Below are 23,293 nucleotides of genomic sequence, written 5' to 3' on the forward strand. Positions count from 1 at the left end.
CTTCTTTCCAGCCTCCCCAATCCTCAAGGCGTGCATTGCAAGCTTTCAGGGGTTTTCCTCAAAGGTGTCCACACATGATTCAGCGCCGTTCTTTGCAGCACGTCCTCGCCGCCGCTTCGCTCTCACTCATTGCCTGTGCCGTAAGCGCCGCCGATTACGCCTACATTCCCAATTCAGGCAGCAGAACAATTTCGGTCATCAATACCGCGACTGGCGAACTTTCCACCACATTAAGTCCAGCAAGCATGGACGCAACGTTAAATAATAACATCTACACTCTTGCATTGCGACCAGGCGCCAACAATGAGTCGTGGTTCGGGCAATATCTGTCAAACAACAAACTAGGCGTCATTGACACGACAAACAACACACTGAAGACAGTAATCAATGGTACTGGAGGCTCTGTAGCCATAACTTTTTCTTTAAATGGCGCAATAGCTTATGTCAGTGACTACTCCGGTCAAAAGCTGCATGTCATTGACGCCACCACAAAACAGATAACGAACAGCCTGAGCACCGGATGCCAGACCATCGCCTCTGCACTAAGCGCTGATGGCGCATCGCTTTACGTACGGTGCGATTCTGGGGTAATCCAAAAACTGGACACAGCAACTAACACGTTGTCCACGTTCCCAAATACCACCACTAATGGTTATGGGTTAGCTTATGACCCCACAGGCAGCGGAAAGCTTTACGCTTCCAACAATTCAGCCCCAATTGTTTATCTGCTTAACTTATCGGATAATTCGGTTACTCAAATACCAATAACTGGACTTCAAGGTGCCGCTAGTAAAGTCGCAGTACGCAAAAATGGCAGCAAGCTGTATGTCGGAGGAGGAAATAATGTACTCCACATCGTTGACACTGCTAACACCTCAACGCAAACCTCGATCACACTGAACGGTCCAGCATCTACCATTACAGGGCTTGGTATCTCGGCAAACGATGCGGCGTTGTATGCCATTACATCGAATGGCACAGTCCATGTCATTGATGTCGCCACCGATACGGAAACCAAGACGATATCTGCCGCAGCCGGCGCCTCTTCTTTCTGGATCTGGGGTGACTTCCTCGGCAACGTCGTCGCCAGTGCCACGCCGGGTGGACCCTCGGTGGCATCGATTGCCCCGCAGGGCACACCATCAGCCAGCGCCACAAGCATCAATTTCGCAGTGACCTTCAGCGAAGCGGTCAACGGAGTGGATGGCACCGATTTCGCGCTGACCACTACAGGCACCGCCACCGGCACGATGGGCACGCCATCCAGTGCCGACAACGGCATCACATGGACTGTACCCGTCACTGCCATCAGCGGCACGGGCAGCCTGCGCCTGGACCTCAACAGCAGCGGCACCGGCATCGAGAGCACCGCAGCAGCCAAGCCCATTGCAGGGGGCTTCGCGACAGGAACCGTGCACAACGTTGATGTACAGGTGCCAGTCGCTGGCGCTTGTGGCACGGCGGCGGGCCAAGCCACGGCATTGGCCCCTGCAGCGGGCCTGTGCAGCGCGGGCACGGCTACGGCGATCTCCAGCGCCAGTGGCAAATACACCTGGCAGTGCCAGGGCTTGAACGGCGGCAGCGCCAACAGCTGCGAAGCCCCCTGGTCCACCGCTGGAGGCAGCAAGGCAATGGTCGCACTGCAGACAGCCAACGGTTGGCAGGTGAGCAACGCCAGCTTCAGCACCACGCCACCCGCGACCGCTCCGCAAGGCGTGACTTTCCCCTCCGGACTGCTCTCGCTGAATCTCAGCAGCGGCAACCTGGGCAGCGATGCAACCGTCACCCTGAACTTCAGCACACCGGTGCCTGCAGGCGCGGTATACATGAAGTACGGCCCCAGCCCTGATGGTTTCAACTGCCAAGGCGCAGCATGTGCTCAACCACACTGGTACCAACTGCCTGCCAACCGTGCTGTGCTGGCATCGGACCGGCTGAGCGCCACGTTGACGCTGACCGACGGCGGACTCGGCGACAACGACGGCATAGCCAACCAATCCATCCAGGATCCGGGAGGCTTTGCACTGCTGGCAGCACCCGCCAGCACTGCGGCGATTCCCACCCTGTCTGAATGGGGCATCATTGCGCTGTCGTCCCTTCTGGCCATGTTCGGCATCGCAAGAATGCGCCGCCGCCAGGGCTGAAAACAAAAGCCACCTTCGGGTGGCTTTTTTCATTTCACCGGCCGCGAAACGAGCAACCGGGCTTACCGCTCTCTGCCGTCCCTCAATGCATTTCCTTGATAGCTCCATGGCAAGAACCCAGAACCCGGCTCCAACACAAAAAATCGTCACCGTCAGCTGACTCAATGCCTACCATGGGTCAATACTGGAAATCCTCAATTCAATCCCATTGAGATGATCGCAATGTGAATGCGATCTCAATATCAATTGAAATGCCCTACCCGACACAATAAAACAAAACAATTCCTTGCAAAATAAAATCCGCCTTCATACACTCCAGTCTCCAACTTTCATGGAGGAGAACGCAATGACTGGAATTCGTCGTGATGTCAATCAAGGTGGAACTGTCTGGAATGAAACGCTGATCTGGTATTCCAAAGCCGTGGGGCACCTTTACTCTCTTCCCATTACGGACAGGACCAGCTGGAGATATCTTGCCGCCATTCATGGCATCAACAAGAGCGGCTGGATCAGTGCCGGCGTGCTTTCGGCCAAGGACCCTTTGCCACCCACATCCGAAACCGAGGAGATGTGGGACCAATGCCAGCATGGCACCTGGTACTTTCTTCCCTGGCATCGCGGCTATCTCGCCGCATTCGAAGCCATTGTGGCGAAGACCGTCAAGGAGCTTGGCGGCCCTGCGGACTGGGCGCTTCCCTATTGGAACTACCTGAATTCCAGCAATCAGGCCGCACGCAACATACCCCAGGCTTTCCTGGAAGAGAAATTGCCGGATGGTTCTCCCAATTTCCTGGCCAAGGCCAGGCGCAATGGGTCAAAGCGCCTGGGACCAACGCCTGACATTCCCCGTGATATCACGCTGGGTTGCCAGGACTACCACCGCTTCACCAGCGCTCCCGGCACCTTGGAATACGGCGGTGGCATCACCGCCTTTTCCCATGACGGCAGCGACACTGGCGCCATTGAATCCAATCCGCACAATCTGGTTCACATCATGGTCGGCGGACTGCAGGAGCCCTATGGATTCATGTCAGACCCCGACTATGCCGCCCTGGACCCGATTTTCTGGGTGCACCATTGCAATGTGGACCGGCTTTGGGCCGCCTGGCTGACCCAGCCCGGCAACATCCAGGACAACAGCGCCGCCTGGAGCAACGGCCCTGCCGGCCGCGGCTTCGTCATGCCGGACACCGAAGGAAAGCTGGCCTCCTATGATCCGGGTGAAACCCTGCCGGGCGGTGCGCTGGCCCCTGACTATGACAATCTGACCAGCGGCACGGGCGCCGCCACGCTCACGGCCAGCACGGCAGGCCTCACACCGCAGGAGATCGACATGCCCGCAGAATTCTCGACGGTTCCGCCGCCCGCGCCGCGTGTACTGGGCTCCAATGCGGAGCGGGTCATCGTGGGCCGCACGCCGCGGCTGACCACCGTATCGATCGCGGACCCCGGTGCCGCAAAGGTCGAGTTGCTGCAGGCAGGCGCCGCGCTGCCGCGGCCACAGCGCTACTTTCTTCACCTGGAAGGCATTCGCGGCAATGCGCCCAGCGGCGTGCTGACGGTCTCCATCGGCTCGCCCGGGGCGGCAGCGCGGCATGCAGACACCGTCGCCCTGTTCGGATTGGCCAAGGCCTCGGCCAGCGACGGACCGCATGGAGGCAACGGACTGGGCGCCACCATCGACATCACCGATGCCACGCAGGCCATCCTGGACGCAGGCGGCAGTCTGGACCAGTTGAACGTGGCCATCGAACAGCCCGAAGCCGACCCCGGGCGCGAAATCACCGTGGACCGCGTGAGCGTGGTCGCACAGGACGCCACCCGCTAAGGCCCGCGTATGGACGCGCTGCTGAGAGACCTGCGGACCGCTCCCGCGCCAGCACTGATGGCCGTGTCGGGGGCAGGCTTCATCAGCCTGGCCATCAGCCCGCCTGCCACGCCCGGCCTGTCGCTGTGCGGCTCGCTGTCCTCGGTCACGCTGGCCGACCTGTCGCCGCTGGTGCTGGACGGGCACACGCTCGGCATCCTCGGTGTGGCATGGCTGGCCATGGTTCTGGCCATGATGCCGCTGCTGGCACTGCGGCAGGTGCGCCACGCCATGCGATCGAGCGTGGCCCGCCGGCGCCTGCTGGCGGCGGGCCTGCTGCTTGCGGGCTATGCGCTGGTGTGGGTGGCGGCCGGCCTGGTCATGGTGCCGCTTGCCGCCCTCTTGCACGCAGCCGCGCATCCCGCGCTCATTCTTGCCTGCATTGCCGTGGCGGTCCTGTGGAGTTCATCGCCCGCAGGAACGCGCGCCCACAATGCCTGCCACAGGCTGTACCCCGTGGCCGCCAGCGGCCCCACGGCCAACCGGGACAGCCTGCAGCACGGACTGCGAACCGGCGTGGCATGCGCCACGGCATGCTGGCCGTGGATGCTGGCGCCCTTCGCCTTTCCCGCGGCCTGGCACCTGCCGGCCATGGCTGTTGCTGCCGTTTTGCTCTTTGTGGAGCGCACAGGCCCATCGCTGCGGCCCGCCTGGCGCCTGCCCTATGTCCTGCGGCGCCTTCTGCACGGCAAGCCGCGCACGTCGCTGGGCCGGGCGACAAGACACTGAACCCTGTGGAGGGTGAGCCTCACCCCCGCCCGGCCAGCTCCGCCACCCCTCGCACCAGCGCGCGCCCGGCGTCCGTCGCCTTGCCGTAATGCGCCAGCAGTGCCTGCACATCGGCGTCGGGCGCATGGGAGCGCAGGGACAGCAGCACGTAGCCGATATCGACGCCGGCAAGGTGCAATTGCTGCAGCGCCGTGGCGTCGGGGACGAGGGCGCCGGACTCGAATTGCTGCAGGACCTGTTTGGCTTGGCCGGCCTTGCGGGCGAGTTCGGCTTCGCTGAGGTTCAGGCGCTGGCGCTCCTGTTGCAGGCGGGCCGCGAGGGTGGGTTCGGGGCGCTCGTGCTGGATGGCGTTCGGGTCAAACAAACGTTGACCTGTCAGCAGGTAGGCGACGTCCACTCCCTGCTCGGCGACAGCCATGAGGTAACCCGCATCAGGCTTTCTGACGCCCTTCTCATAGTTGAGTTGGGACATCTTTGACACTCCCGCGATAGCGCCAAACGCCTCTTGGCTCAGGCCCAGCCTATTTCTTTCCTCCGTCAGGCGCGCAGAGAAGTCAAACATTTTTTATATAAACTATTGACGATCAAATTTTCGTTTGATAGCCTATGGAGCGTTGTCACTACAAGCGCCAAATACTACCTGACCCCTCAGGCGGCTCCTTTGCTGCGCCTGTACGTTGCTCGAAGGAGGTCCATGAAGCATGCCGCCGCAAAACCATCGCGCAAGAAACTCGCCAAGGCGGACCGCGCGCTGTTCCTGCAGGCCGCTGAAGCACTCACGCAGGCCGCGATGACCGACGAGAAGCACCGGCACAGCGGGGAATCCGACCGCCTGCTGCGCATCGCCAGCGATGTGGCACGCCACGCGGCGCAGCCCGGCTCGACGTGCGATCTGCAGAACACGGCGTTTGACGTGGCCGCCTGCATCAATTCGGCGCGGCTGGTGCCCGGCGATGCGGAGTCAGGCCCACGCACCCGCCTGCTGGCAGTAGCGGCCCAGGCGCTGGCGCAGATATCAGAGACGCCGGTGGACGGGATCGTGTTTCCGCGCACCACGCTGTACGAATTGCAAGCGAGGCGGGACACCGGCGCAACGCCATCGCAGTGGCGCGAACTGGCCCGCGAGGCCAACTACGAGGTCCAGCAGTTGGCGCAGGTGCTGATGCAAATGGGCGACTACCAGAACACGGAGAGCCATATCGTGGCGCACGGCATGGCAGCACGCATCTCGCAGTTGTCGGAGATCGTTTACGTGGCGGCCGCCCTGCATGGCGAGCACCGTGATGAATGGGGTTCACAGACCTTTCGTGACGTGCGCGATGTCTTTGAAGGCGGCATGGGCCGCCCGGGGTGAACCGGGTGCGGATCAGCCCTGAACGACCACGTTCTCCAGCCGCAGCACGGCCTCGCGCACTTCGCCCAGCCGCGTGTCCTGCGCCTGCGAGGCCTGCCACGCCACACCGACCCACAAAGGCCTCGCCACGCGCAAGCCGCGTCTGCATATCGGCGTCGGGCGTGGCGGAGCGCAGAGACAACAGCACCTAGCCAATATCGACTCCAGCAAGGTGCAGTTGCTACAACGCCGTGGCGTCAGGGACAAGGTCGCCGGACTCGGACTGCTTCAGGGTCCGTTGGTCCTGGCCGGCTTTGTGGGCCATTCGGTGAAGTTCAAGCACTGGAACTCTTGGTACAGGCGGGCGGCGAGGGTTGGTTCGGGGCGCTCGTGCTGGACGGTAAATGAGTTCCTTATGCTATCTTTGCTTAATATTGAGGTGGATAACAGCAGCAATCATGCGCAATATCATTTTGCCAAACTGGATAGCTATCGGGATCCCTGAGACAGCACATAATTGCGCCACAACAGGTTCCATTAAGAGATTGGCAACGAATATCGCAGCAGCCATACGTTCCTGATGCACTCTGAGATTTCAGGACAATAGGACTTTCCAAGCTCAAATCGCAGGTTTTTCTAGGCATATTTTTCAAGTATCCCTCTTCGTCCTGGATGTCAGCTATGGTTACCTCCACCTGCATCTCGTCAGATGCTTCGTCAAGTCTGAAAAAGGCAGGAACTGATTTTTCCACAACTGCAAAAATATCGCGCTTGGACAACCAAGTTTCACCACCCTCTACACCAGAGTATAAAGTCGCAGATAAGCTATATTTCTTCAAATTATTCACTTGAATATTTTTTATCACATATTCTATAGCAACAATCATTCCTTCTTGACTGGATGTGAGCTTTATTGAATCACCCAAACCCACGACGGCACTCCTTTTAACCACCTCACCCTTGAAATGAGTAGATATTTTTACCTGCACGACCTCTTCATTCGCCAGGACGGTATCAGGAAAAATCGCACTCAATACTACAAAGAAAAAAACAAGTAAACTTTTCATAATTCTCCCCCAGAAAGATTAAGAACCATAGAAATATCGCCTATTGATTTAATATAGGCGAGTTGCTCAACTTGCGCCAAGCAGCCTTCGAGAGGGAACATGGTCCAATCAATTGAATCCTAAAACTCCAGCTTGGGAAAAGCTGAGAACTGGATAATCAAAAGCACCAAAAACCCAACTCCAAAGGTGGGCGGCATTGTTCTGGCGTGACCATCCGCCAAGAGCGGACCGGCGCAGCTGGAGTCAGCGTACGGCTACTGATTTTTAGGGGCTGGCCCAATGTTATAGGGAAATTCTATAGATGCAATAAATGCGTGCAAACAGGCTATCGATAGTTTAAGAATTTTCTTAGGAATCCTCTGCAAAAATCGACTTTTTCTGTGACAGCCAACTTCAGGCATGAACTATCTATCGTTGCAATCGCAACGACTTACAGGCGACTGGCTGTCTGGACAGTGTTGTGATGAATGGTGCGTAGCAGATCGTTTTTGATCTGTGCAGAGGACCCTTAACCTTCTGACCGATGCTGCCGATCCATGTACAGTGCCCACCGGTTGGCAAAGTTCATGGCGTGGGCCAGTCGGCGAGGCTGACTTGGACAATCGGAGTCACAAGGTGAGGCAGACTGCCTACTCGGGCCATAGGCCCCGAGTGCTCAGCTACCATCAGTGCCCCAATCACCGATGCAGTCCCCCTGAAAGGCCCTCATGCTGCTGTACGCCGATTCGCAATTCGCCTCTCCCTATGCCCTGTCCGTGTTCGTGTCGCTGAAGGTCAAGGGGATTGACTTCGAGCTGCGCACGCTGGACCTTTCGGCGGGACAGAACACCGGGGCGGACTATGTGGCGGCATCGCTCACGGCACGGGTGCCCACGCTGGTGGACGGCGATTTCAGCCTGTCGGAGTCTTCGGCGATTTGCGAGTACCTGCAGGACCGCTTTGGCGGCGCACCGCTCTACCCCCAGGATGCGCAGGCGCGCGCCCGTGTGCGCCAGGTCCAGGCCTGGCTGCGCAGCGATCTGATGGCCTTGCGCTCGGAGCGCAGCACCGAGGTGGTGTTCTACCGCCCCACGCCCACGCCGCTGTCGGATGCGGGCCAGGCGGCGGCGCGCAAGCTGTTTTCGGTGGCCGGAGCCTTCATCCGCTCGGAGGGCGACCACATCGCCGGCCCATGGTCGATTGCCGATGTGGACCTTGCGCTGATGCTCAACCGCTTGGTGCTCAACGGCGACGCCGTGCCTGCGCTGCTGGCCGCCTATGCGCGCCGGCAGTGGCAGCACCCCGCCATCCAGCAGTGGCTGGCCCTGCCGCGCCCGCCGCTGGCAGGCTGAGCCCCCCGGGATATTGGCAGGCCATGGACAGTCTTCTCTACATGGGCGTGCGGATCACGCCAGCATCACTGCCCAGCGATGTCACGCCCGGCGCCTGGCTGCCCCGCGCCACGCTGCTGGAGGTGGCCAGCGGCAAGGCCCTGGGAGCGGTCACCGAAGACCAGGGCTGCGACACGCGGCAGGAGGCCGATGCCCGTGCGCTGCGGCTGGGCAAGCGCCATGTGATGAAGGTGCTGCATCAAGGCTGAGGCGCCAGGGTGCTGGCGCCTGCCCGCGCCCCTCAATCCATCTTCACGGCCACCAGCTTCCACCCCATCAGGCCTTCGCGCCTGAAGATAAAGCCGCCCGGCTCGCCGCGCGGGTGCACGAAGACCTTGGACCAGCCCTGGTACTCCACGGAGTAGTCCTTGCGCGGCGGCCCGCCCTGGGTGTCCACGCCCACGCCTGCGGCGGCCACGTCCGTAGGTTTGCCGGGCTTGCCTTTTTCCAGCATGAGCATGACGCCGTCGGGCGAGACCAGCGCCTCGGTGAACTGGCTGACCAGGCCCTGGGCCAGTTGCTGGCCAAAGCCGGCCAGGGGGTTGGAGGCGCTGTCGCCCGAGCCGCCCATCTGGGACTGCAGCCTGGCCATCATCTGGCCCTTGATGCTTTCGCGCAGCGCAGGGAAGTCCACGTAGCCGGACAGGGCCTGGGCGTCGCGGCGCTCCACGGCCTTGCCGATCTGGTGCAGGGCGATGTAGGGCGATGCGTAGAGCAGTCCGGCCGCAGCCACGCAGAGGGCGGCCAGCGCGCGGGCAAGGGTTTTGGGTTTCATGGATCTCTTTCGTGAAGGCAGGCCAGGGGCCTCGCGCAAGCGCGGATGAACGCGCTTAAACCGCGCATGCACAGCGCATAAAGGCGGATTCTAGGCGGGCCGTTCGGCGCCGCAGCCATTGCCAGGGCCGTTGCCGCCTGTATTTTTCATAGCGAAACAATAGCGAAGCAATACGCAGAGAGCCCCTATCAGGCCAAGGCCAATACCTGAAAAACTGGTATTGCCTGGAGCATTCGATTCATACTATAGTTTGTAACAAATAGTTTACAAACCAATACAACATGGATCGCCATTGGCCACGCAGGCCACGGCAAGCCAGCATCGCCGTTTCCGGATGCCTGTGAGCATTTGTGCAGACCGGGCATTTTCCGTTAATGAAATCTCATTTTCATTACCGAGTCCGTTGTGAGAGATGCGAGCCATCACGGGGCGGCCTGACAACGCAAGTACCCACCAACCATCCGCAATGCATGCAAAGGACGCAGTATGAATAATTTCAAGTTATCGACTCGCCTGACCGCCTTGATTGGTTTTCTCTCACTGCTCATGATCGTGATCGGCGCTTTCGGGCTATATGGAATCAGCGAGTCCAACCGCCGATTCAAGGTGGTCTATGAAGAGCGCCTGGTCGCACTGGGCGATCTGCTGGAAGTGCAGCGCCTTCTGCTGCGCAACCGCAATGCGGTCTCGGGCGCCATTGCCGTGCACCTGCCCGAATACACGCAGCAAAAGCAGCAGGAGATACAGACCAACATCAACGACGTGAACAAGGCCTGGGCCTCGTTCCGCCAGACCCGGATGACAGAGGAAGAGGCGCAGCTGGCCGACCGCTTCGAGGCCGTGCGCGCGCTGTTCCTGCAGGGCTTTCTGAAGCCGGCCCAGCAGGCGCTGCTGTCCGGTGACCTGGAGCTGGCCCGGCAGCTGCTGATCGACAAGGACGAGGCGCTGTACGCGCCGCTGCGTGATGTGATCGTGCAGCTGACCGCGCTGCAGACCCGCGTCGCCAAGGAGGAATACGAGGCCGCGCAATCGCTGTACCAGGTGATTTTTGCGGTGGCCGTGGGCTCCATCATCGGGGGCGTGCTGCTGGGAGTGCTGCTGGGCTGGTCCATCATCCGCAACATGGCGCGGTCGCTGCGACAGGCCATCCATACGGCCGATGCCGTGGCGGCAGGCGATTTGACGCGGCACATCGATGTGCGCGGCAAGGACGAGGTGTCCATGCTGCTGCGCGCGCTGCAGACCATGCAGGAGGGGCTGCGCGGCGTGGTGCGCCAGGTGCACCAGGGATCGGTCAGCGTGGCGGCGGCCAGCGGGCAGATCGCGCAGGCCAACCAGGACCTGTCCTCGCGCACCGAAAGCCAGGCCAGCGCGCTGCAGCAGACGGCAGCCTCCATGGAGCAGCTCAGCTCCACCGTGCGCCAGAACGCCGACAACGCGCAGATGGCCAACCAGCTGGCCCTGGGCGCCTCCACCGTGGCCGAGCAGGGCGGCGAAGTCGTGCGGCAGGTGGTCGATACCATGCGCGGCATCAGCGAATCGAGCCGGCAGATCGCCGACATCATCAACGTGATCGATGGCATTGCCTTCCAGACCAACATCCTGGCGTTGAACGCGGCCGTGGAAGCGGCACGCGCCGGCGAACAGGGCCGAGGCTTTGCCGTGGTGGCCACCGAGGTGCGCGGCCTGGCCAGCCGCAGTGCCGAGGCCGCCAAGCAGATCAAGCAGCTCATCACCGACAGCACCAGCCGCGTGCACAACGGCAGCGCGCTGGCCGACCAGGCCGGCACGACCATGGCCGAGGTGGTGGACGCCATACGCCGCGTGACGGACCTGATGGGCGAGATCAGCGCCGCCAGTTCCGAGCAAAGCTCGGGCGTGGCCCAGATCGGCCAGGCGGTCACGCAGATGGACCAGGCCACCCAGCAGAACTCGGCACTGGTGGAGGAGATGGCCGCCGCGGCCTCCAGCCTGCGCGGTCAGGCCGGCGACCTGGTGCGCACGGTGGGCGCCTTCAAGCTGGAGGCGGCAAGCGGCCATCAGCATGCCGCCGTGGAGCTGCAGCGCAGGCAGCCCATGCTGGCAGCAGGCTGAGACGGAAAGAAACAAGAAAGAGCGCGCGCGAGAAGCCGCCAGACAGGCCAGAGCAAGGCAGCAACAGGCCCTGGCCGCCGGGCCAGTGCCTGCGGCTGGCTCAATGCAGCGCGGTGCCCCTGGCGCCGCGGCTGCGCGCCATCTTGACGCGGTACATGGCCGCATCGGCCTTTTGCAGCGCGTCGTCGGCGTCAATGGAGTCCGGCCGCAGGCAGACCACGCCCACGCTGGCGCCGCCGTAGTCCAGCGTCTTGCCATCGGGCAGCTCGACCTTCATGACCGAGGCCTCCGACAGGCGCTGCTGCAGGTCGCGCGATACGGCGTCGGCCTCGCTGCCAAACAGCGGGCCCACGCCGATGAAGACGAACTCGTCACCGCCGAAGCGCGCCAGCATGTCGGCGCTGCGCAGATGGGAGGACAGGCGCTCTCCCATGGCGCGCAGCAGTGCGTCGCCGGCCTCGTGGCCGTGCTCGTCGTTCACGTTCTTGAAGCGGTCCAGGTCGATGAAGCCCACCACCACGCATTCCTGGCTGCGTGCGCAGCGTGCAATGAGCCGGCCCAGCTCGTCGGTGAGGCAGCGCCGGTTGGGCAGGCCGGTCAGCGGGTCCAGCAAGGCCAGTGCCGCCAGCTCCTGGTTGGCCTTGCTCAGGCTGGTGATGAGCTGCTCGCGCTCCACGCGCTCGGCGATGAGGTTGGCGAACAGGCGCAGCAGGCCCTGGGCCTCGGTGCTCAACGCCTGGGAGGTCTTGCTGGCCGCGCACAGCGTGCCGTAGAGCTGGCCGTCGGAAAAGCGTACCGGGGCGCTGGCGTAGGTGCGAATGCCCAGTTCACGCGCGGCCTCGGAGTCGCCCCAGCAGGCACCGACATCGGGCGTGTACATGCGGCCTTCGTCCAGGGCGCGCTTGCACAGCGTGTCGCCCCAGGGGACGACCAGGCCTTCGGGAATCTGCATCTCGCTCGCGTTGCGCGCGTACAGCACGCGCTGCTGGCCCTGTTCTTCGTTGATGGTGGTGAGATAGGTGGACTCCAGATGCGTACTCTCTTCGAGCATTTGCAGCAGGGGCCGCGTCAACTCTTCCAGAGAATGCGCCTGGGTCACGGACTGGGACAGGCGCTGGACAAGGGACTCCATGAAATACCTCTCGAAATGACGACGGAAGCAGACTGCCCGCGCGCCTGATGAGGGAATGGGAAGGCAGGCGGGCCGGCACCAATTTGGGGATTGTGACCCGGCCAGACGCAGGCGGGAAGCATCCCGGCCGCGCTGCAGGCCGATAAGCCTGCGCGCCACGCGCCGCTGTCAGCAGGCCGACACAGGCGGCCATATCACCTGCACGCGCAGGCCGCCCAGCGTGGGCGAGCGGTCGAGCAGCAGGCGTGCTCCATGCCGCTGGGCAATGGTCTGCACGATGGCCAGGCCCAGTCCGCTGCCCTGCGCCTGCTGGCCCGCAGAAGCCGCTGAAGGCCCGCGCACAAAGCGCCGCAGCACCAGTTCGCGCTCGCTTTCGGCAATGCCGGGGCCCGAGTCCTCGACCACCAGCGCGCGGCCCTGGGCATCGCTGCGCCAGCCGACATCGACGCGGCCGCCTTGCGGAACGTACTTGACGGCGTTGTCCAGCAGGTTGCGCACCAGCATCTGCAAGGACTGTGCGTCGCCCGCCACGGCAAAGGACTGCCGCAGTTGCGGGGACTCGCTCAGGCCCATGTCCAGGCCATGCTGCTGGGCGGCCACGGCCTGGTCTGCCAGGGCCTGCTCCACCACCTCGCGCAGGTCCACGTCGGCAGGTGCGGCCGTGGCAGCGTCGTGCCGGCCCTGCATGCCTTGCACGCCGGGGGCCGTGCCTTGTACCGTGCCTTGGGCTTCCTGCCGCGCCAATGTCAACAATTGTTCGACGAGCCGTGTGGCCCTGTCTATGCCGGCCGAAAGACGCTGCACGGCCTCGTCATGCGCGGCCTCATCGGGCGCGCGCTGCAAGGCCACCAGTTGCAGCTTGAGCGCGGCCAGCGGAGAGCGCAGCTCGTGCGCGGCGTCCGCCACGAAGTGCTGCTGCGCCTCGAAGGCCTGGCCCACGCGCTGCAGCAGCGCGTTGAGCTCGGCCACCAGGGGCCGCACCTCGTCGGGCAGGCCCTCGGCAGGCACGGGGGCCAGGTCCTGCGGGCGGCGCGCGGCCAGCTCGCGGCGCACGCGCTGCACGGGCGCCAGCGAACTGCGCACCACCCACCACACGGCCAGCGCCAGCACGGGCGCCAGCAAGGCGATGGGCAGCAGGCTTTGCCAGGCGGCATCGCGCGCCAGCGTGCGGCGCACGCGCATGTCCTGCGCCACCTGGATCACCTGCGAGCGCGTCTGCAGCGAGAACACGCGGTAGACGGTGCCGCGCGCGGGCACATCGGCAAAGCCCAGCACGGCCATCTGCGGCAATGCCGCACCCAGCGCGGACTCGAAAATGCGCAGGCCCTCGTTGGTCCAGACCTGGACGATGAATTCGTGGTTCTCATCCTCGGGCGGCGTGCCCTGGGGCCTGCCGCGCGCATCCACCGGCAGGCCGGCGCGCAGCGCGAAGGCGGTCTGCTGCATCTGGTAGTCGAACAGGGTGTCGGTCTGCAGCAGCGCGTTGCGGTAGGCCAGCAGGCCCTGCAGCAGCGCCGTGAGCACGATGGCCGCGCCCAGGAACATGAGCAGCCGCGTGCCCAGTGCGCCGGGCAGGCGGCCGCGCAGCCGGGCGATGACAGAGGAAGCCGGCGCCGTCATGGCTTGGGCACCATGTAGCCCACGCCGCGCACATTGAGGATCAGCCCCGCGCCCAGCTTCTTGCGCAGGCCGTGGATGTAGACCTCGATGGCGTTGCTGCTGACCTCGTCGCCCCAGCCGTAGAGCTTGTCCTCGATCTGCTGGCGCGACAGCGTGCTGCCCGGGCGCGCCAGCAGCGTCTCCAGCACCGCCCATTCGCGGCCCGAGAGCACCACGTCGCGCCCCTCGACACTGGCCTCGCGCGTGGCGGGATTGAGCCGCACGCCTTCGCGCTCGTACAGCGGATCCATTGCGCCCGACGCCCGGCGCGCCAGCGCACGCAGCCGCGCGAGCAGCTCGTCCAGGTCATAGGGTTTGACCACGTAGTCGTCGGCCCCCGCATCCAGCCCGGCAATGCGGTCGCGCACGGCATCGCGCGCCGTGGCCACCAGCACCGGCGTGCGGTCGCGGCGCCCGCGCAGGCGGCGCAGCACCTGCAAACCGTCCTGCCCCGGCAGGCCCAGGTCCAGCAGCACCATGTCATAGCCATGGCCGCCACCCGGGCCGGGGCACAGGGCCGCATCGGCCTGCAGGCCGTCACGGACCCAGTCCACCGCATGGCCCTCGCCGCGCAGCAGGGTCTGCACGGCCTCGCCGATCATGGCGTCATCTTCGACAAGCAGTAAGCGCATGGCAGAAGAATAGCTCCCTGGACGGCTGGCTCAGTTCTGAGGCACATGCCGCCCGAAACTGGCGCGCTCAAACGTCAGGGACAGCGAGCAAGGGCCTAAGCCGGCCGCGCCGCCCCGCCGCGAGGCTGTCGTCCCCCTCCTTCGCGAAGCGATTAGAGAGGGGGAAGGCGCGCAGCGACTCAGGGGGTGAGCGGCGGTCACACCGCCGCTTCAATCTTCGGCATGGCCATGCGGGCCTTGGTCAGCGCCATGCCCAGGTTGGCCGTGCGCCGGCAGACGAAGACGGCCACGTAGTCGGGCATGAGCTTGCCGCGCAGGAAGACGTGGATGAGGTTGTCGCTGTTGACGATGAGTTCCTGGAAGTAGTGGTGGCCGTCGTCCTTGAGGCCGCGCGACTTCTTGAACAGGCTCTCGATCATCGAGACGTTGGGGCCGTTGAACAGGTCGGCCGTGGCAGCGGCCACGAGATCGATGACTTCGCGCGGATGCGAGTCCACCGTGCGGATGGCCAGCAGCATGCCGGAGGCGGCATCCACATAGCCGATGGCCAGACATTCGGGCACCGAACCGGCCACCTCGCTCAAAACGTTATCCAGGCTCATTGCAGCTTTCCTTTTTTGTGAATGGATGTGATCGGTCAGCCCATCTTCAGCAGCAGTGCCACTTCGTACGCATACAGCAGGTCCTCCTGGGCCTGGGACTGCACGTACTGGGCATCGATGAGGCGCACGCGGCGCAGCGCCTCGTCGGCGGTGAGGCCCTCGCGCACCAGCCATGCGGCCAGCACCGTGCCCGTGCGGCCCAGGCCGGCCAGGCAGTGCACGGCCAGCACCTCGCCCGCGCGCAGCATGGCCGACATGCGCGCCAGCAGCATCTGGATCTGGGCCACCGACGGTGATTCGTGGTCCCGCACCGGCAGGTGCAGGTTGCGCAGGCCATGGCGCTGCAGCGGCTCCTGCGGCAGGTCGTTTTCGGTCAGCGTGATCAGCACGGTGACGCCGCAGCCGCGCAGGGCCTTCAGGTCGAAGTCCATGGACTGCACCACGCCCGGTTGCGGCGCGCCCGCCAGCCGGCCCGGCACCAGCCAGGCAAAGCCGCTGGGGCCACGGCTGGCCGGCACGGCCTGCGGGTCGGCCACCAGCGGCTGCCAGTCCACCAGCACGGAGGGATTGACGGCGCGCGGCCGGGCTGCGGCAGCGGGTGCCGGTGCGGGCGCGGGTGCTGGTATCGGCGCAGGCCCGGGTGCAGGCGCGGGCGCAGATGCAGGTACAGGCATGGGTTCGGATGCAGGCTCGGCGGCCACTGCGTCCGACAGGAATTCGGAGATCGCGGCCACGGCCGCTGCAGGCAGCGGAGGAGGCAGGGGCACGCCCTCCTCCAGGTCTTCGGCCCGCGCATCGGGCGAGGCCACGGCACAGCTGCCGGTGCGCAGGAACTGCTGGCCCGCCAGCGACAGCGGCGCACGCTGGAAGGCCTCCATGGATTGCGCCTCGGCAATGCGGCCGCCGGCCAGCAGCAGCATGTCCTGCGCCACGGCCTGTGCGTGCTGCTGGTGGTGCGTGCTCATCAGCACGGCCGTGCGCTGGGCCACCTGGCGCAGCAGCTCCAGCAGCACGAAGGCCTCGTAGCCCTCAAGCTCTGCCGTGGGCTCGTCCACCATCAACAGGGCCGGCTCGGCCAGCGCTTCGCGCAGGATGGCCACGGCACGCTGCTGCACGGGGGACAGCTGCAGCGCCGGCTGGTCGAACATCAGCGCAAGCTCGGGAAAGCCGAAGGCCTGCACCTGCACGCGGCACCAGTCGCGCAGCGCATGCGGCACGAGCTTGAGGCGGGGCCGGGCCAGCTCGACGATGGCGTCGAAGGTGCTGGCCATCATCAGCCGGGCCTGCTGCTGCACCAGGCGCGGCGCCTGCATGGCGCCGGTCCATTCCTGGCCCGCGTAGCGCACGCTGCCCCAGCGGCGAAAGCGCGGATTGGCGGCATTGAGATCGGCCAGCGTGCGCAGCAGCGTGGACTTGCCCGAGCCGCTGGGGCCCAGCAGGGCCGTGATGCCGTGGGTGGGCAGCGTGAAGTCCACCTCAGCCAGGATGACGCGCGCGCCGAACGATGCGCCCAAACCCGCCGCCTGCAAGCTGTAGTCCTGCTTCAAAGCATGCCCTTCCTGTTTTGCCATGGGCCCTTGCGGGCGCTTCTTCCTGAAACCAGAACGGTGCACGCCCGCCTGGATGGGCCGGCAGTCTAAGCGTATTCGCTCTATCTCAAATCGTCACAATTTGAAACACCGCTAACGCAAAAGGACGCGAATTCACAGAATACAACCATCACATTGCCGCACGAATGCAGGAATAGCCAGCCACTGGCCGGTTGAATTCCCCATGCAATAAGCCCCGGCACATTCGTGCCGGGGCTGTGCGATCAATTCAGTGTGCAGGTGCTTTTCAGTCCCTTACCTCCTTTCGCTTACCCGAGACGTACGGGAACAAATATCCTGTTGCCATCGCGCCAAATCAGCACGGCCACGGTCTTGCCGGCCTTGGCCATGGCGGCGCGCACGGCCTCGATATCACCGGCAGGCGAGCCATTGATGGACAGCAGCACATCGCCCTGCGTGATGCCGGCCTCGGCCGCCGGGCCTGCGGCGTCGGCAACGACCAGGCCGTCCTTCACGCCGATCTGCTGCTTTTCCTCGGGCTGCAGCGGGCGCAGGGCCAGGCCCAGCTTGCCCTTGCCGGCGTCGGGCTTGTCCTTGGCCACCTTGGCGGCCTTGTCGCTGGCATCGCCCAGCACGGCGCTGAGCGTGCGGGCCTCGCCGTTGCGCCATATCTCCAGCGTGACCTTCTGGCCCGGCAGCGCCTGGCCCACAAAGGCCGGCAGATCACCCGAGCCCACGATGGGCTGGCCATCGATCTTGCGCACCACGTCGCCGGGCTCCAGTCCCGCCTTGGCGGCAGGGCCGTTCTTGTCCACGCTGGACACCAGGGCGCCTTCGGGACGGTCGAGCTTGAAGGAATCGGCAAAGGCCTGGTTCACCTCCTGCACGGCCACGCCCAGCCGCGCATGCTGCACCTTGCCCGTGGCCACGATCTGCTGCTGCACGCGCGTGGCCACCTCGATGGGAATGGCGAAGGACACGCCCTGGTAGCCGCCCGAACGCGAGTAGATCTGGCTGTTGATGCCCACCACCTCGCCGCGCGCATTGAACAGCGGGCCGCCCGAGTTGCCGGGGTTGATGGCCACGTCGGTCTGCAGGAAGGGCACGAAGGAGTCGTCCGGCAGGGTGCGGCCCTTGGCGCTGACCACGCCGGCCGTCACGCTGCTCTCGAAGCCGAAGGGCGAGCCGATGGCCAGCACCCAGTCGCCCACGCGCAGATCGGCCGTCTTGCCCAGCGACACCGTGGGCAGGTTCTTCGCCTCGATGCGCAGCACGGCCACGTCGGTCTTGGGATCGGCGCCCAGCACCTTGGCGCTGAACTCGCGCCGGTCGGTCAGCTTGACGGTCACTTCCTTGGCGCCGCGCACCACGTGGGCGTTGGTCAGGATCAGGCCGTCGCTGGAGACGATGAAGCCCGAGCCTTCGCCGCGCGTGGGCACGTCGCGCTGGGGCTGGCCCTGGCCCATGCCCGGCATGCCGGGCACGCCGAAGCGGCGGAAGAATTCAAAGAACGGATCGTTGGGGTCCATGCCCGGCACGCCCTGCTGCCCCTGGCGCGCTGCGGCCTCGTCGCCGTCCTCGCCCATGGCACGCGAGCTGCCGACCACGCTGATGTTGACCACGGCCGCGCCATTGCGCGCCGTGATGTCGGCAAAGTTGGGCGCCGCCACGGCGCCGGCGGGAGAAGCTGGAGAAGCGGCAGAAGCAGGCTGTGCTGCAGGCGCAAACAGCGACGTGGCGGCACGCGCATCGCCATGCACCACACCAACCAGACCGGCGCCCGTGGCGCCCAGGGCGCCGATGGCACCTGCGGCCACCAGGGCCAGCACCAGAGGGCGGGGAGTCGACAGAATCTTGTTCATGGCAGACCTTTCCTCAAAAGCAGCGTTCCTTGCTGCGTTGGGGAGAAGTCTGAAGGGGCAGACTTAGGCGAGGCTTAGAAGCCTCGCCGTGCATCTCAGATCAGTGCCAGCACCTTCTCCGGCGGGCGGCACAGCGCCGCGCCCTTGGGCGTGACGACGATGGGGCGGTTGAGCAGCACCGGGTGCTCGGCCACGGCGGCGAGCAACTGCGCATCGCTGGCCAATGCATCGCCCAGGCCCAGCTCGGCGAAGACGGCTTCCTTGCTGCGCAGCAGCTCGCGCACGGGCATGCCCAGCTGCCGGACCAGGGCCTGCAGTTGCTCAGCGTCCAGGGGCTGGGCGATGTAGTCGACGATGGTCGGCTCTATGCCGTTGTCGCGCAGCAGGGCCAGCGCGCCGCGCGAGTTGCTGCAGCGGTTGTTGTGGTAGATGGTGATGTCGGTGCGGGGGGCGGTGGTGTTCATGGGCCGCAGTGTAGGCCCATGAAAATGCGCCTCAGGCCACGGCTTCCTCGGGATGGGCATCGACCTCGCGGCCGGGCAGCAGCAGGTTCAGCCCCACCGCGACCAGGGCGCCGACGGTAATGCCCGAGCCGAAGACTTCGCGCACGAAGGCAGGCATGCGGGCCAGCAGGTCCGGGCGCACCGTGACCGCCAGGCCGCAGCCCAGCGAGACCGCGATGATCAGGCTGGCACGCCGCGAGTGCTCGGCGCCGCTGAGCATGCGGATGCCGGCAGAAATGATCATGGCAAACATCATCAGCCCCGCGCCGCCGAGCACGGGCTGCGGAATCGTCACCACCAGTGCGCCCAGCACGGGAAAGAGGCCGGCCAGCAGCAGCATGACGCCCGTCAGCATGACCACGTGGCGGCTGGCCACGCCGGTCAGCGAGACCACGCCCACGTTCTGGGCGAAGGTGGACAGCGGAGGGCTGGACATCACGGCGGCAAAGGCCGAGCCCACGCCGTCGCACAGCATGCCGCTGGACAGGCGCTTGCCGTCGATGCGCGTCTGCGTGGCCGCGCCCAGGGCCATGAAGGTGCCCGTGGTCTCGACGATGGTCACCAGAAAGGCGATGGACATGGCGACGATGCCGGCCACCGGGAACGTCATGCCGAAGGTCAGCGGCTGCGGGATGGCGAAGACCGCGGCCTCGCTCACCTGGGTGAAGTCGATCAGGCCCAGCGCCAGGCACAGCACATAGCCGCAGGCGATGCCCAGCACCACGGCCGAGGCAGAGACGATGCCCCTGCCCCACTGCACGAAGCCGATCACCAGCACCAGTACGAAGCCGGCGATGGCCAGGTGGCCGATCGCGCCGTAGTCGCTGCGGCCCACGCCGCCCGCAGCCCAGTCCACGGCGACGGGGGTCAGCGACAGGCCGATCATGGTCACGACCACGCTGGTCACGGTGTGCGGGAAGAAGCGGCGGATCACGGGCATGAAGTAGCTGCCCACGATCATCACCAGCGACCCTACCAGCGAGGAGCCCAGGATGCCGGCCACGCCATGCTCCAGCCCCACGCTGATGCCCGCGCCCACGAAGGCGAAGCTGGTGCCCATGACGCAGGGCAGCCGTATGCCCACGGGCCCCACCCCCCTGCACTGGACGATGGTGACCACGCCCGAGCCCAGCAGCGCTGCATTCACCAGCGCCACGATCTGGTCGGCCGGCAGCTTGAGCGCCCCGCCGAAGACCAGGGGCACGGCGATGATGCCGCCCAGCGCCGCCAGCAGGTGCTGCAGCGACAGAAGCACCGTGGTGATGAGCATTGGCGGTCGGTCTTCCACCTTGTAAAGCAGTTGTTCCATTGTCTTGTCTCCTTGTGTCCTGGCCGTTGGCCTCTTCAGAGGCGCTTGTATGTATGTCGGGGCAGTGGTGCCGGAAAAGGGTGGGGGTCCTGAAAGTGCTGTCCGGGTCTTCGAGCCTCCTGGAGATGCTTCGGGGAAATGGCGCAGCGCGGCAGGTCGGCACCCGCGATGGCCTGGGTGCCGGCCTGCCGCGCTGCAGGGAGATGTCAGTGGCCCGCTGCGCGCTCGAACAGCGTGCGGGCCAGCTCGCGGTGGCGGGTCAGCACGCGCGGCAGGTCGGCGGTGAGCAGCAGCCCGTCGCGGACCACGACACGGCCGTTGATGACGCTGGTGGACACGTCGGTGGGCGTGCAGAACACCAGCGCGGCCACGGGGTCATGGCCTGCGCCCGCGTAGCCCACGCCCGACATGTCGAAGGCCACGAAGTCGGCCGACATGCCCGGCGCCAGCGCGCCGATGTCGTCGCGCCCCAGCACGCGCGCGCCGCCCAGCGTGGCGATCTCCAGCGCCTCGCGCGCGCCCATGGCGGCAGGGCCGTGGCCCACGCGCTGCAGCAGCAGGGCCTGGCGCGCCTCGCCCAGCATGTGGGCGCCGTCGTTGGAGGCGCTGCCGTCCACGCCCAGGCCCACGGGCACGCCCGCATCGCGCATGGTGCGCACGGGTGCGATGCCCGAGGCCAGGCGCATGTTGGAGCACGGGCAATGCGCCACGCCCGTGCCCGTGCGCGCGAACAGCGCAATGCCCTCAGCATCGAGCTTGACGCAGTGGGCATGCCAGACATCGGGGCCGACCCAGCACAGGCTTTCTGCGTACTGCGCGGGAGTGAGGCCGAATTTCTCGCGAGAGAAGGCGACGTCGTTGTCGTTCTCGGCCAGGTGGGTGTGCAGCGACACGCCGTGCGCACGCGCCAGCACGGCGGACTCGCGCATCAGCTCGCGCGTCACCGAGAACGGCGAGCATGGCGCCAGCACCACGCGCAGCATGGAGTGGCGTGCGCTGTCGTGGTACTGCTGGATCAGGCGCAGGCTGTCGCGCAGGATGGCTTCCTCTTCCTCCACCACCGCGTCGGGCGGCAGGCCGCCCTTGCTGCGGCCCAGGCTCATGGAGCCGCGCGCCGCATGAAAGCGCATGCCAACCTGCTGCGCCGCGGCGATGGAGTCATCCAGCCGAGCGCCATTCGGATACAGGTACAGGTGGTCGCTGGTGGTGGTGCAGCCCGACAGCATCAGCTCGGCCATGGCGGTCTGGGTGGAGACGTGGATCATCTCCGGCGTGAGGTGCGACCACAGCATGTACAGGTTGGTGAGCCACGAGAACAGCTCCGCATCCTGCGCGGCAGGCACGGCGCGCGTGAGGCTCTGGTACATGTGGTGGTGCGTGTTGACCAGGCCCGGCATCACCACGCGGCCGCGCATGTCCAGCACCTGGGCCGTGCCGTCGTCCACCATGCGGCGGTACTGCGGCGGCAGATCGGCCGTGGCGCCCACCCATTGCACGGCCGGGCCGTCGGCCACCAGGGCGCCGTCGCGGATCTCGCGGCGCTGCGCATCCATGGTGACGAGTACATCGGCGTTCAGTGCGATCAAGGTCATGGCGTTCTCTTCTTCGAAATGGAAAAGCCGCCAGTCTAGGAAGGACAAGCCATTGCCGATAGCGCTGAATTCCGCCCGATGTGTCCACAAAAAGTGGACAAGTGCTAAGACTCACCGCCCCCCGGCAAACAGCCTTGCCAGCGCCTGGCCGATGGACTGGGCCATCAGCTCGCCCGCCGCGCTCAACTGCCCCCTGGCCCGGCCGGTCAGCACCAGCGTCTGCCGCCGCAGATGCGCATCGCGCAAAGGCACGAAGACCAGGGCATTGCGGCTGCGCTCCTCCATCACGTCCAGCGGATTGAGCAGGGCAATGCCCTCGCCCAGCATGACCAGGCGCTGGATCAGCGCCATGGAGGTGGACTCGGCCACGGGCGTGACCTCGATGGCGTTGCGCGCAAAGGCTTCGTCCAGCAGGCTGCGGATGGACAGCGGCGGCGCGGGCAGGATGAGCGGATGGCCTATGCACTCGCTGAGCAGCACGGACGATTGGCGCGCCAGCGCATGCCGGGGCGGCACGATGGCGCCGATCTGCCATTCGCTGGTGGCCAGCGCGCGCAGCGCGGGGCGTTCGGACAGGTCGTAGGCCAGGCCCAGGTCGGCGTCGCCGCCTTCCACGGCGGCCGCGATGTCGCTCAGGGGCAGGTCGATGATGCGCACCACGATGCCCGGGTGGCGCTGGCGGAATTCATGCACCAGCGAGGGCAGCAGCGAGCCGGCCAGCCCCGTGGTCGCGGCCACGGTGATCTCGCCGCTGCGCGCGCCCTGCAGTTCGGCAATGCGCTCGCGCAGCGCCGCATGCTCGCGCAGCGTGGCGCGCACATGGGCCAGCACCATCTCGCCCGTCGGGGTGAGGCGCAGGCGCTTGTGGATGCGCTCGAACAGGGGCGTGCCCAGCTCGGCCTCCAGGTCGAGGATCTGGCGGTTGACGGCCGTGGGGGCCACGTGCAGATGTTCGGCCGCCTTGCGGATGGAACCGCGGCGGACCACTTCGTCGAGATAGCGCAGGACTCTGGCGTGCATGGCGCGAGCGTAGCGGGGTTTGCCGGGCCGCGCTTTGCAGCACCCGGCAGCGC

General features: G+C 65.3%; 20 protein-coding genes. 7 read left to right on the forward strand and 13 right to left on the reverse strand.

Annotated features, from left to right (window positions below):
* Positions 1-74: 74 nt before the first annotated feature.
* The 3 genes from ACF8LI_RS09220 (at position 75) to ACF8LI_RS09230 (ending at position 4,740) form a co-directional block, all read left to right on the forward strand.
* Positions 75-2,144, forward strand: a complete 2,070-nt coding sequence (locus ACF8LI_RS09220; RefSeq protein WP_236884701.1) for an IPTL-CTERM sorting domain-containing protein — start codon at positions 75-77, stop codon at positions 2,142-2,144.
* A 331-nt stretch (positions 2,145-2,475) separates the two neighbouring features.
* Entirely contained in the window at positions 2,476-3,972 is a 1,497-nt protein-coding gene (locus ACF8LI_RS09225) for a tyrosinase family protein (protein ID WP_392412423.1), read from the forward strand.
* Between the two features lie 9 nt (positions 3,973-3,981).
* Positions 3,982-4,740, forward strand: coding sequence for a DUF2182 domain-containing protein (locus ACF8LI_RS09230; RefSeq protein WP_046987306.1), 759 nt, complete (start codon positions 3,982-3,984; stop codon positions 4,738-4,740).
* A 19-nt stretch (positions 4,741-4,759) separates the two neighbouring features.
* On the opposite strand, the gene ACF8LI_RS09235 is transcribed toward ACF8LI_RS09230, so the two are convergent.
* On the reverse strand, positions 4,760-5,212 hold the full coding sequence (locus ACF8LI_RS09235; RefSeq protein ID WP_223275114.1) for a helix-turn-helix domain-containing protein: 453 nt from the start codon (positions 5,210-5,212) through the stop codon (positions 4,760-4,762).
* Between the two features lie 189 nt (positions 5,213-5,401).
* On the opposite strand from ACF8LI_RS09235, the gene ACF8LI_RS09240 reads away from it, so the two are divergent.
* Positions 5,402-6,094 carry a hypothetical protein gene (locus ACF8LI_RS09240; protein WP_392412424.1) on the forward strand — a complete coding sequence of 231 codons (693 nt, stop codon included), beginning with the start codon at positions 5,402-5,404 and terminating at the stop codon, positions 6,092-6,094.
* Positions 6,095-6,501: 407 nt separating this feature from the next.
* Here the strand turns inward: ACF8LI_RS09240 and ACF8LI_RS09245 are convergent, their stop codons facing one another.
* Positions 6,502-7,140 carry a hypothetical protein gene (locus ACF8LI_RS09245; protein ID WP_392412426.1) on the reverse strand — a complete coding sequence of 213 codons (639 nt, stop codon included), beginning with the start codon at positions 7,138-7,140 and terminating at the stop codon, positions 6,502-6,504.
* Between the two features lie 707 nt (positions 7,141-7,847).
* Here ACF8LI_RS09245 and yfcF point away from each other — a divergent pair.
* On the forward strand, positions 7,848-8,471 hold the full coding sequence (gene yfcF / locus ACF8LI_RS09250; RefSeq protein ID WP_047217497.1) for a glutathione transferase: 624 nt from the start codon (positions 7,848-7,850) through the stop codon (positions 8,469-8,471).
* 23 nt (positions 8,472-8,494) lie between these two features.
* On the forward strand, positions 8,495-8,719 hold the full coding sequence (locus tag ACF8LI_RS09255) for a hypothetical protein (RefSeq protein ID WP_026062392.1): 225 nt from the start codon (positions 8,495-8,497) through the stop codon (positions 8,717-8,719).
* A 32-nt stretch (positions 8,720-8,751) separates the two neighbouring features.
* On the opposite strand, the gene ACF8LI_RS09260 is transcribed toward ACF8LI_RS09255, so the two are convergent.
* Complete coding sequence (locus tag ACF8LI_RS09260) at positions 8,752-9,285, reverse strand: DUF2939 domain-containing protein (protein ID WP_065346315.1); 534 nt, start codon at positions 9,283-9,285, stop codon at positions 8,752-8,754.
* Positions 9,286-9,771: 486 nt separating this feature from the next.
* On the opposite strand from ACF8LI_RS09260, the gene ACF8LI_RS09265 reads away from it, so the two are divergent.
* Positions 9,772-11,379 carry a methyl-accepting chemotaxis protein gene (locus ACF8LI_RS09265; RefSeq protein ID WP_016447912.1) on the forward strand — a complete coding sequence of 536 codons (1,608 nt, stop codon included), beginning with the start codon at positions 9,772-9,774 and terminating at the stop codon, positions 11,377-11,379.
* Positions 11,380-11,479: 100 nt separating this feature from the next.
* Here ACF8LI_RS09265 and ACF8LI_RS09270 read toward each other — a convergent pair whose 3' ends face one another.
* From ACF8LI_RS09270 to ACF8LI_RS09315, 10 genes are all read right to left on the reverse strand, one after another.
* Entirely contained in the window at positions 11,480-12,511 is a 1,032-nt protein-coding gene (locus ACF8LI_RS09270) for a sensor domain-containing diguanylate cyclase (RefSeq protein ID WP_016453209.1), read from the reverse strand.
* Positions 12,512-12,679: 168 nt separating this feature from the next.
* Positions 12,680-14,131 carry an ATP-binding protein gene (locus ACF8LI_RS09275; protein WP_392412430.1) on the reverse strand — a complete coding sequence of 484 codons (1,452 nt, stop codon included), beginning with the start codon at positions 14,129-14,131 and terminating at the stop codon, positions 12,680-12,682.
* Positions 14,128-14,802, reverse strand: a complete 675-nt coding sequence (locus ACF8LI_RS09280; protein WP_017405435.1) for a response regulator transcription factor — start codon at positions 14,800-14,802, stop codon at positions 14,128-14,130. Before ACF8LI_RS09280 ends, ACF8LI_RS09275 begins: the two co-directional genes overlap by 4 nt.
* A gap of 197 nt (positions 14,803-14,999) precedes the next feature.
* On the reverse strand, positions 15,000-15,404 hold the full coding sequence (locus ACF8LI_RS09285; protein WP_012203525.1) for a hypothetical protein: 405 nt from the start codon (positions 15,402-15,404) through the stop codon (positions 15,000-15,002).
* A 35-nt stretch (positions 15,405-15,439) separates the two neighbouring features.
* Positions 15,440-16,951 (reverse strand): ATP-binding cassette domain-containing protein, encoded by a 1,512-nt coding sequence (locus ACF8LI_RS09290; RefSeq protein WP_392453850.1) that lies wholly within the window; start codon positions 16,949-16,951, stop codon positions 15,440-15,442.
* A gap of 311 nt (positions 16,952-17,262) precedes the next feature.
* Positions 17,263-18,816, reverse strand: a complete 1,554-nt coding sequence (locus ACF8LI_RS09295) for a Do family serine endopeptidase (RefSeq protein ID WP_392412434.1) — start codon at positions 18,814-18,816, stop codon at positions 17,263-17,265.
* Positions 18,817-18,911: 95 nt separating this feature from the next.
* Entirely contained in the window at positions 18,912-19,280 is a 369-nt protein-coding gene (gene arsC / locus ACF8LI_RS09300) for an arsenate reductase (glutaredoxin) (protein ID WP_016447918.1), read from the reverse strand.
* A 31-nt stretch (positions 19,281-19,311) separates the two neighbouring features.
* A complete protein-coding gene (locus ACF8LI_RS09305; RefSeq protein ID WP_013804016.1) occupies positions 19,312-20,628 on the reverse strand; it encodes a nucleobase:cation symporter-2 family protein in 1,317 nt (438 codons plus the stop codon).
* A 206-nt stretch (positions 20,629-20,834) separates the two neighbouring features.
* Positions 20,835-22,220, reverse strand: a complete 1,386-nt coding sequence (locus tag ACF8LI_RS09310; protein ID WP_392412436.1) for an 8-oxoguanine deaminase — start codon at positions 22,218-22,220, stop codon at positions 20,835-20,837.
* A gap of 111 nt (positions 22,221-22,331) precedes the next feature.
* Positions 22,332-23,240, reverse strand: a complete 909-nt coding sequence (locus ACF8LI_RS09315) for a LysR family transcriptional regulator (RefSeq protein WP_012203519.1) — start codon at positions 23,238-23,240, stop codon at positions 22,332-22,334.
* Positions 23,241-23,293: the final 53 nt, after the last annotated feature.

Origin of the sequence: Delftia sp. WSY_12, assembly GCF_043104645.1 — a bacterium.
Lineage (GTDB): Bacteria > Pseudomonadota > Gammaproteobacteria > Burkholderiales > Burkholderiaceae_C > Comamonas > Comamonas tsuruhatensis.

Coding starts and splice junctions, on each gene's coding strand:
- ACF8LI_RS09255 (WP_026062392.1), top strand. CDS start 8,495: ATGGACAGTCTTCTCTACATGGGCGTGCGGATCACGCCAGCATCACTG.
- ACF8LI_RS09220 (WP_236884701.1), top strand. CDS start 75: ATGATTCAGCGCCGTTCTTTGCAGCACGTCCTCGCCGCCGCTTCGCTC.
- ACF8LI_RS09270 (WP_016453209.1), bottom strand. CDS start 12,511: ATGGAGTCCCTTGTCCAGCGCCTGTCCCAGTCCGTGACCCAGGCGCAT.
- ACF8LI_RS09225 (WP_392412423.1), top strand. CDS start 2,476: ATGGAGGAGAACGCAATGACTGGAATTCGTCGTGATGTCAATCAAGGT.
- ACF8LI_RS09245 (WP_392412426.1), bottom strand. CDS start 7,140: ATGAAAAGTTTACTTGTTTTTTTCTTTGTAGTATTGAGTGCGATTTTT.
- ACF8LI_RS09285 (WP_012203525.1), bottom strand. CDS start 15,404: ATGAGCCTGGATAACGTTTTGAGCGAGGTGGCCGGTTCGGTGCCCGAA.
- ACF8LI_RS09315 (WP_012203519.1), bottom strand. CDS start 23,240: ATGCACGCCAGAGTCCTGCGCTATCTCGACGAAGTGGTCCGCCGCGGT.
- arsC (WP_016447918.1), bottom strand. CDS start 19,280: ATGAACACCACCGCCCCCCGCACCGACATCACCATCTACCACAACAAC.
- ACF8LI_RS09230 (WP_046987306.1), top strand. CDS start 3,982: ATGGACGCGCTGCTGAGAGACCTGCGGACCGCTCCCGCGCCAGCACTG.
- ACF8LI_RS09295 (WP_392412434.1), bottom strand. CDS start 18,816: ATGAACAAGATTCTGTCGACTCCCCGCCCTCTGGTGCTGGCCCTGGTG.
- yfcF (WP_047217497.1), top strand. CDS start 7,848: ATGCTGCTGTACGCCGATTCGCAATTCGCCTCTCCCTATGCCCTGTCC.
- ACF8LI_RS09275 (WP_392412430.1), bottom strand. CDS start 14,131: ATGACGGCGCCGGCTTCCTCTGTCATCGCCCGGCTGCGCGGCCGCCTG.
- ACF8LI_RS09235 (WP_223275114.1), bottom strand. CDS start 5,212: ATGTCCCAACTCAACTATGAGAAGGGCGTCAGAAAGCCTGATGCGGGT.
- ACF8LI_RS09265 (WP_016447912.1), top strand. CDS start 9,772: ATGAATAATTTCAAGTTATCGACTCGCCTGACCGCCTTGATTGGTTTT.
- ACF8LI_RS09305 (WP_013804016.1), bottom strand. CDS start 20,628: ATGGAACAACTGCTTTACAAGGTGGAAGACCGACCGCCAATGCTCATC.
- ACF8LI_RS09260 (WP_065346315.1), bottom strand. CDS start 9,285: ATGAAACCCAAAACCCTTGCCCGCGCGCTGGCCGCCCTCTGCGTGGCT.
- ACF8LI_RS09280 (WP_017405435.1), bottom strand. CDS start 14,802: ATGCGCTTACTGCTTGTCGAAGATGACGCCATGATCGGCGAGGCCGTG.
- ACF8LI_RS09310 (WP_392412436.1), bottom strand. CDS start 22,220: ATGACCTTGATCGCACTGAACGCCGATGTACTCGTCACCATGGATGCG.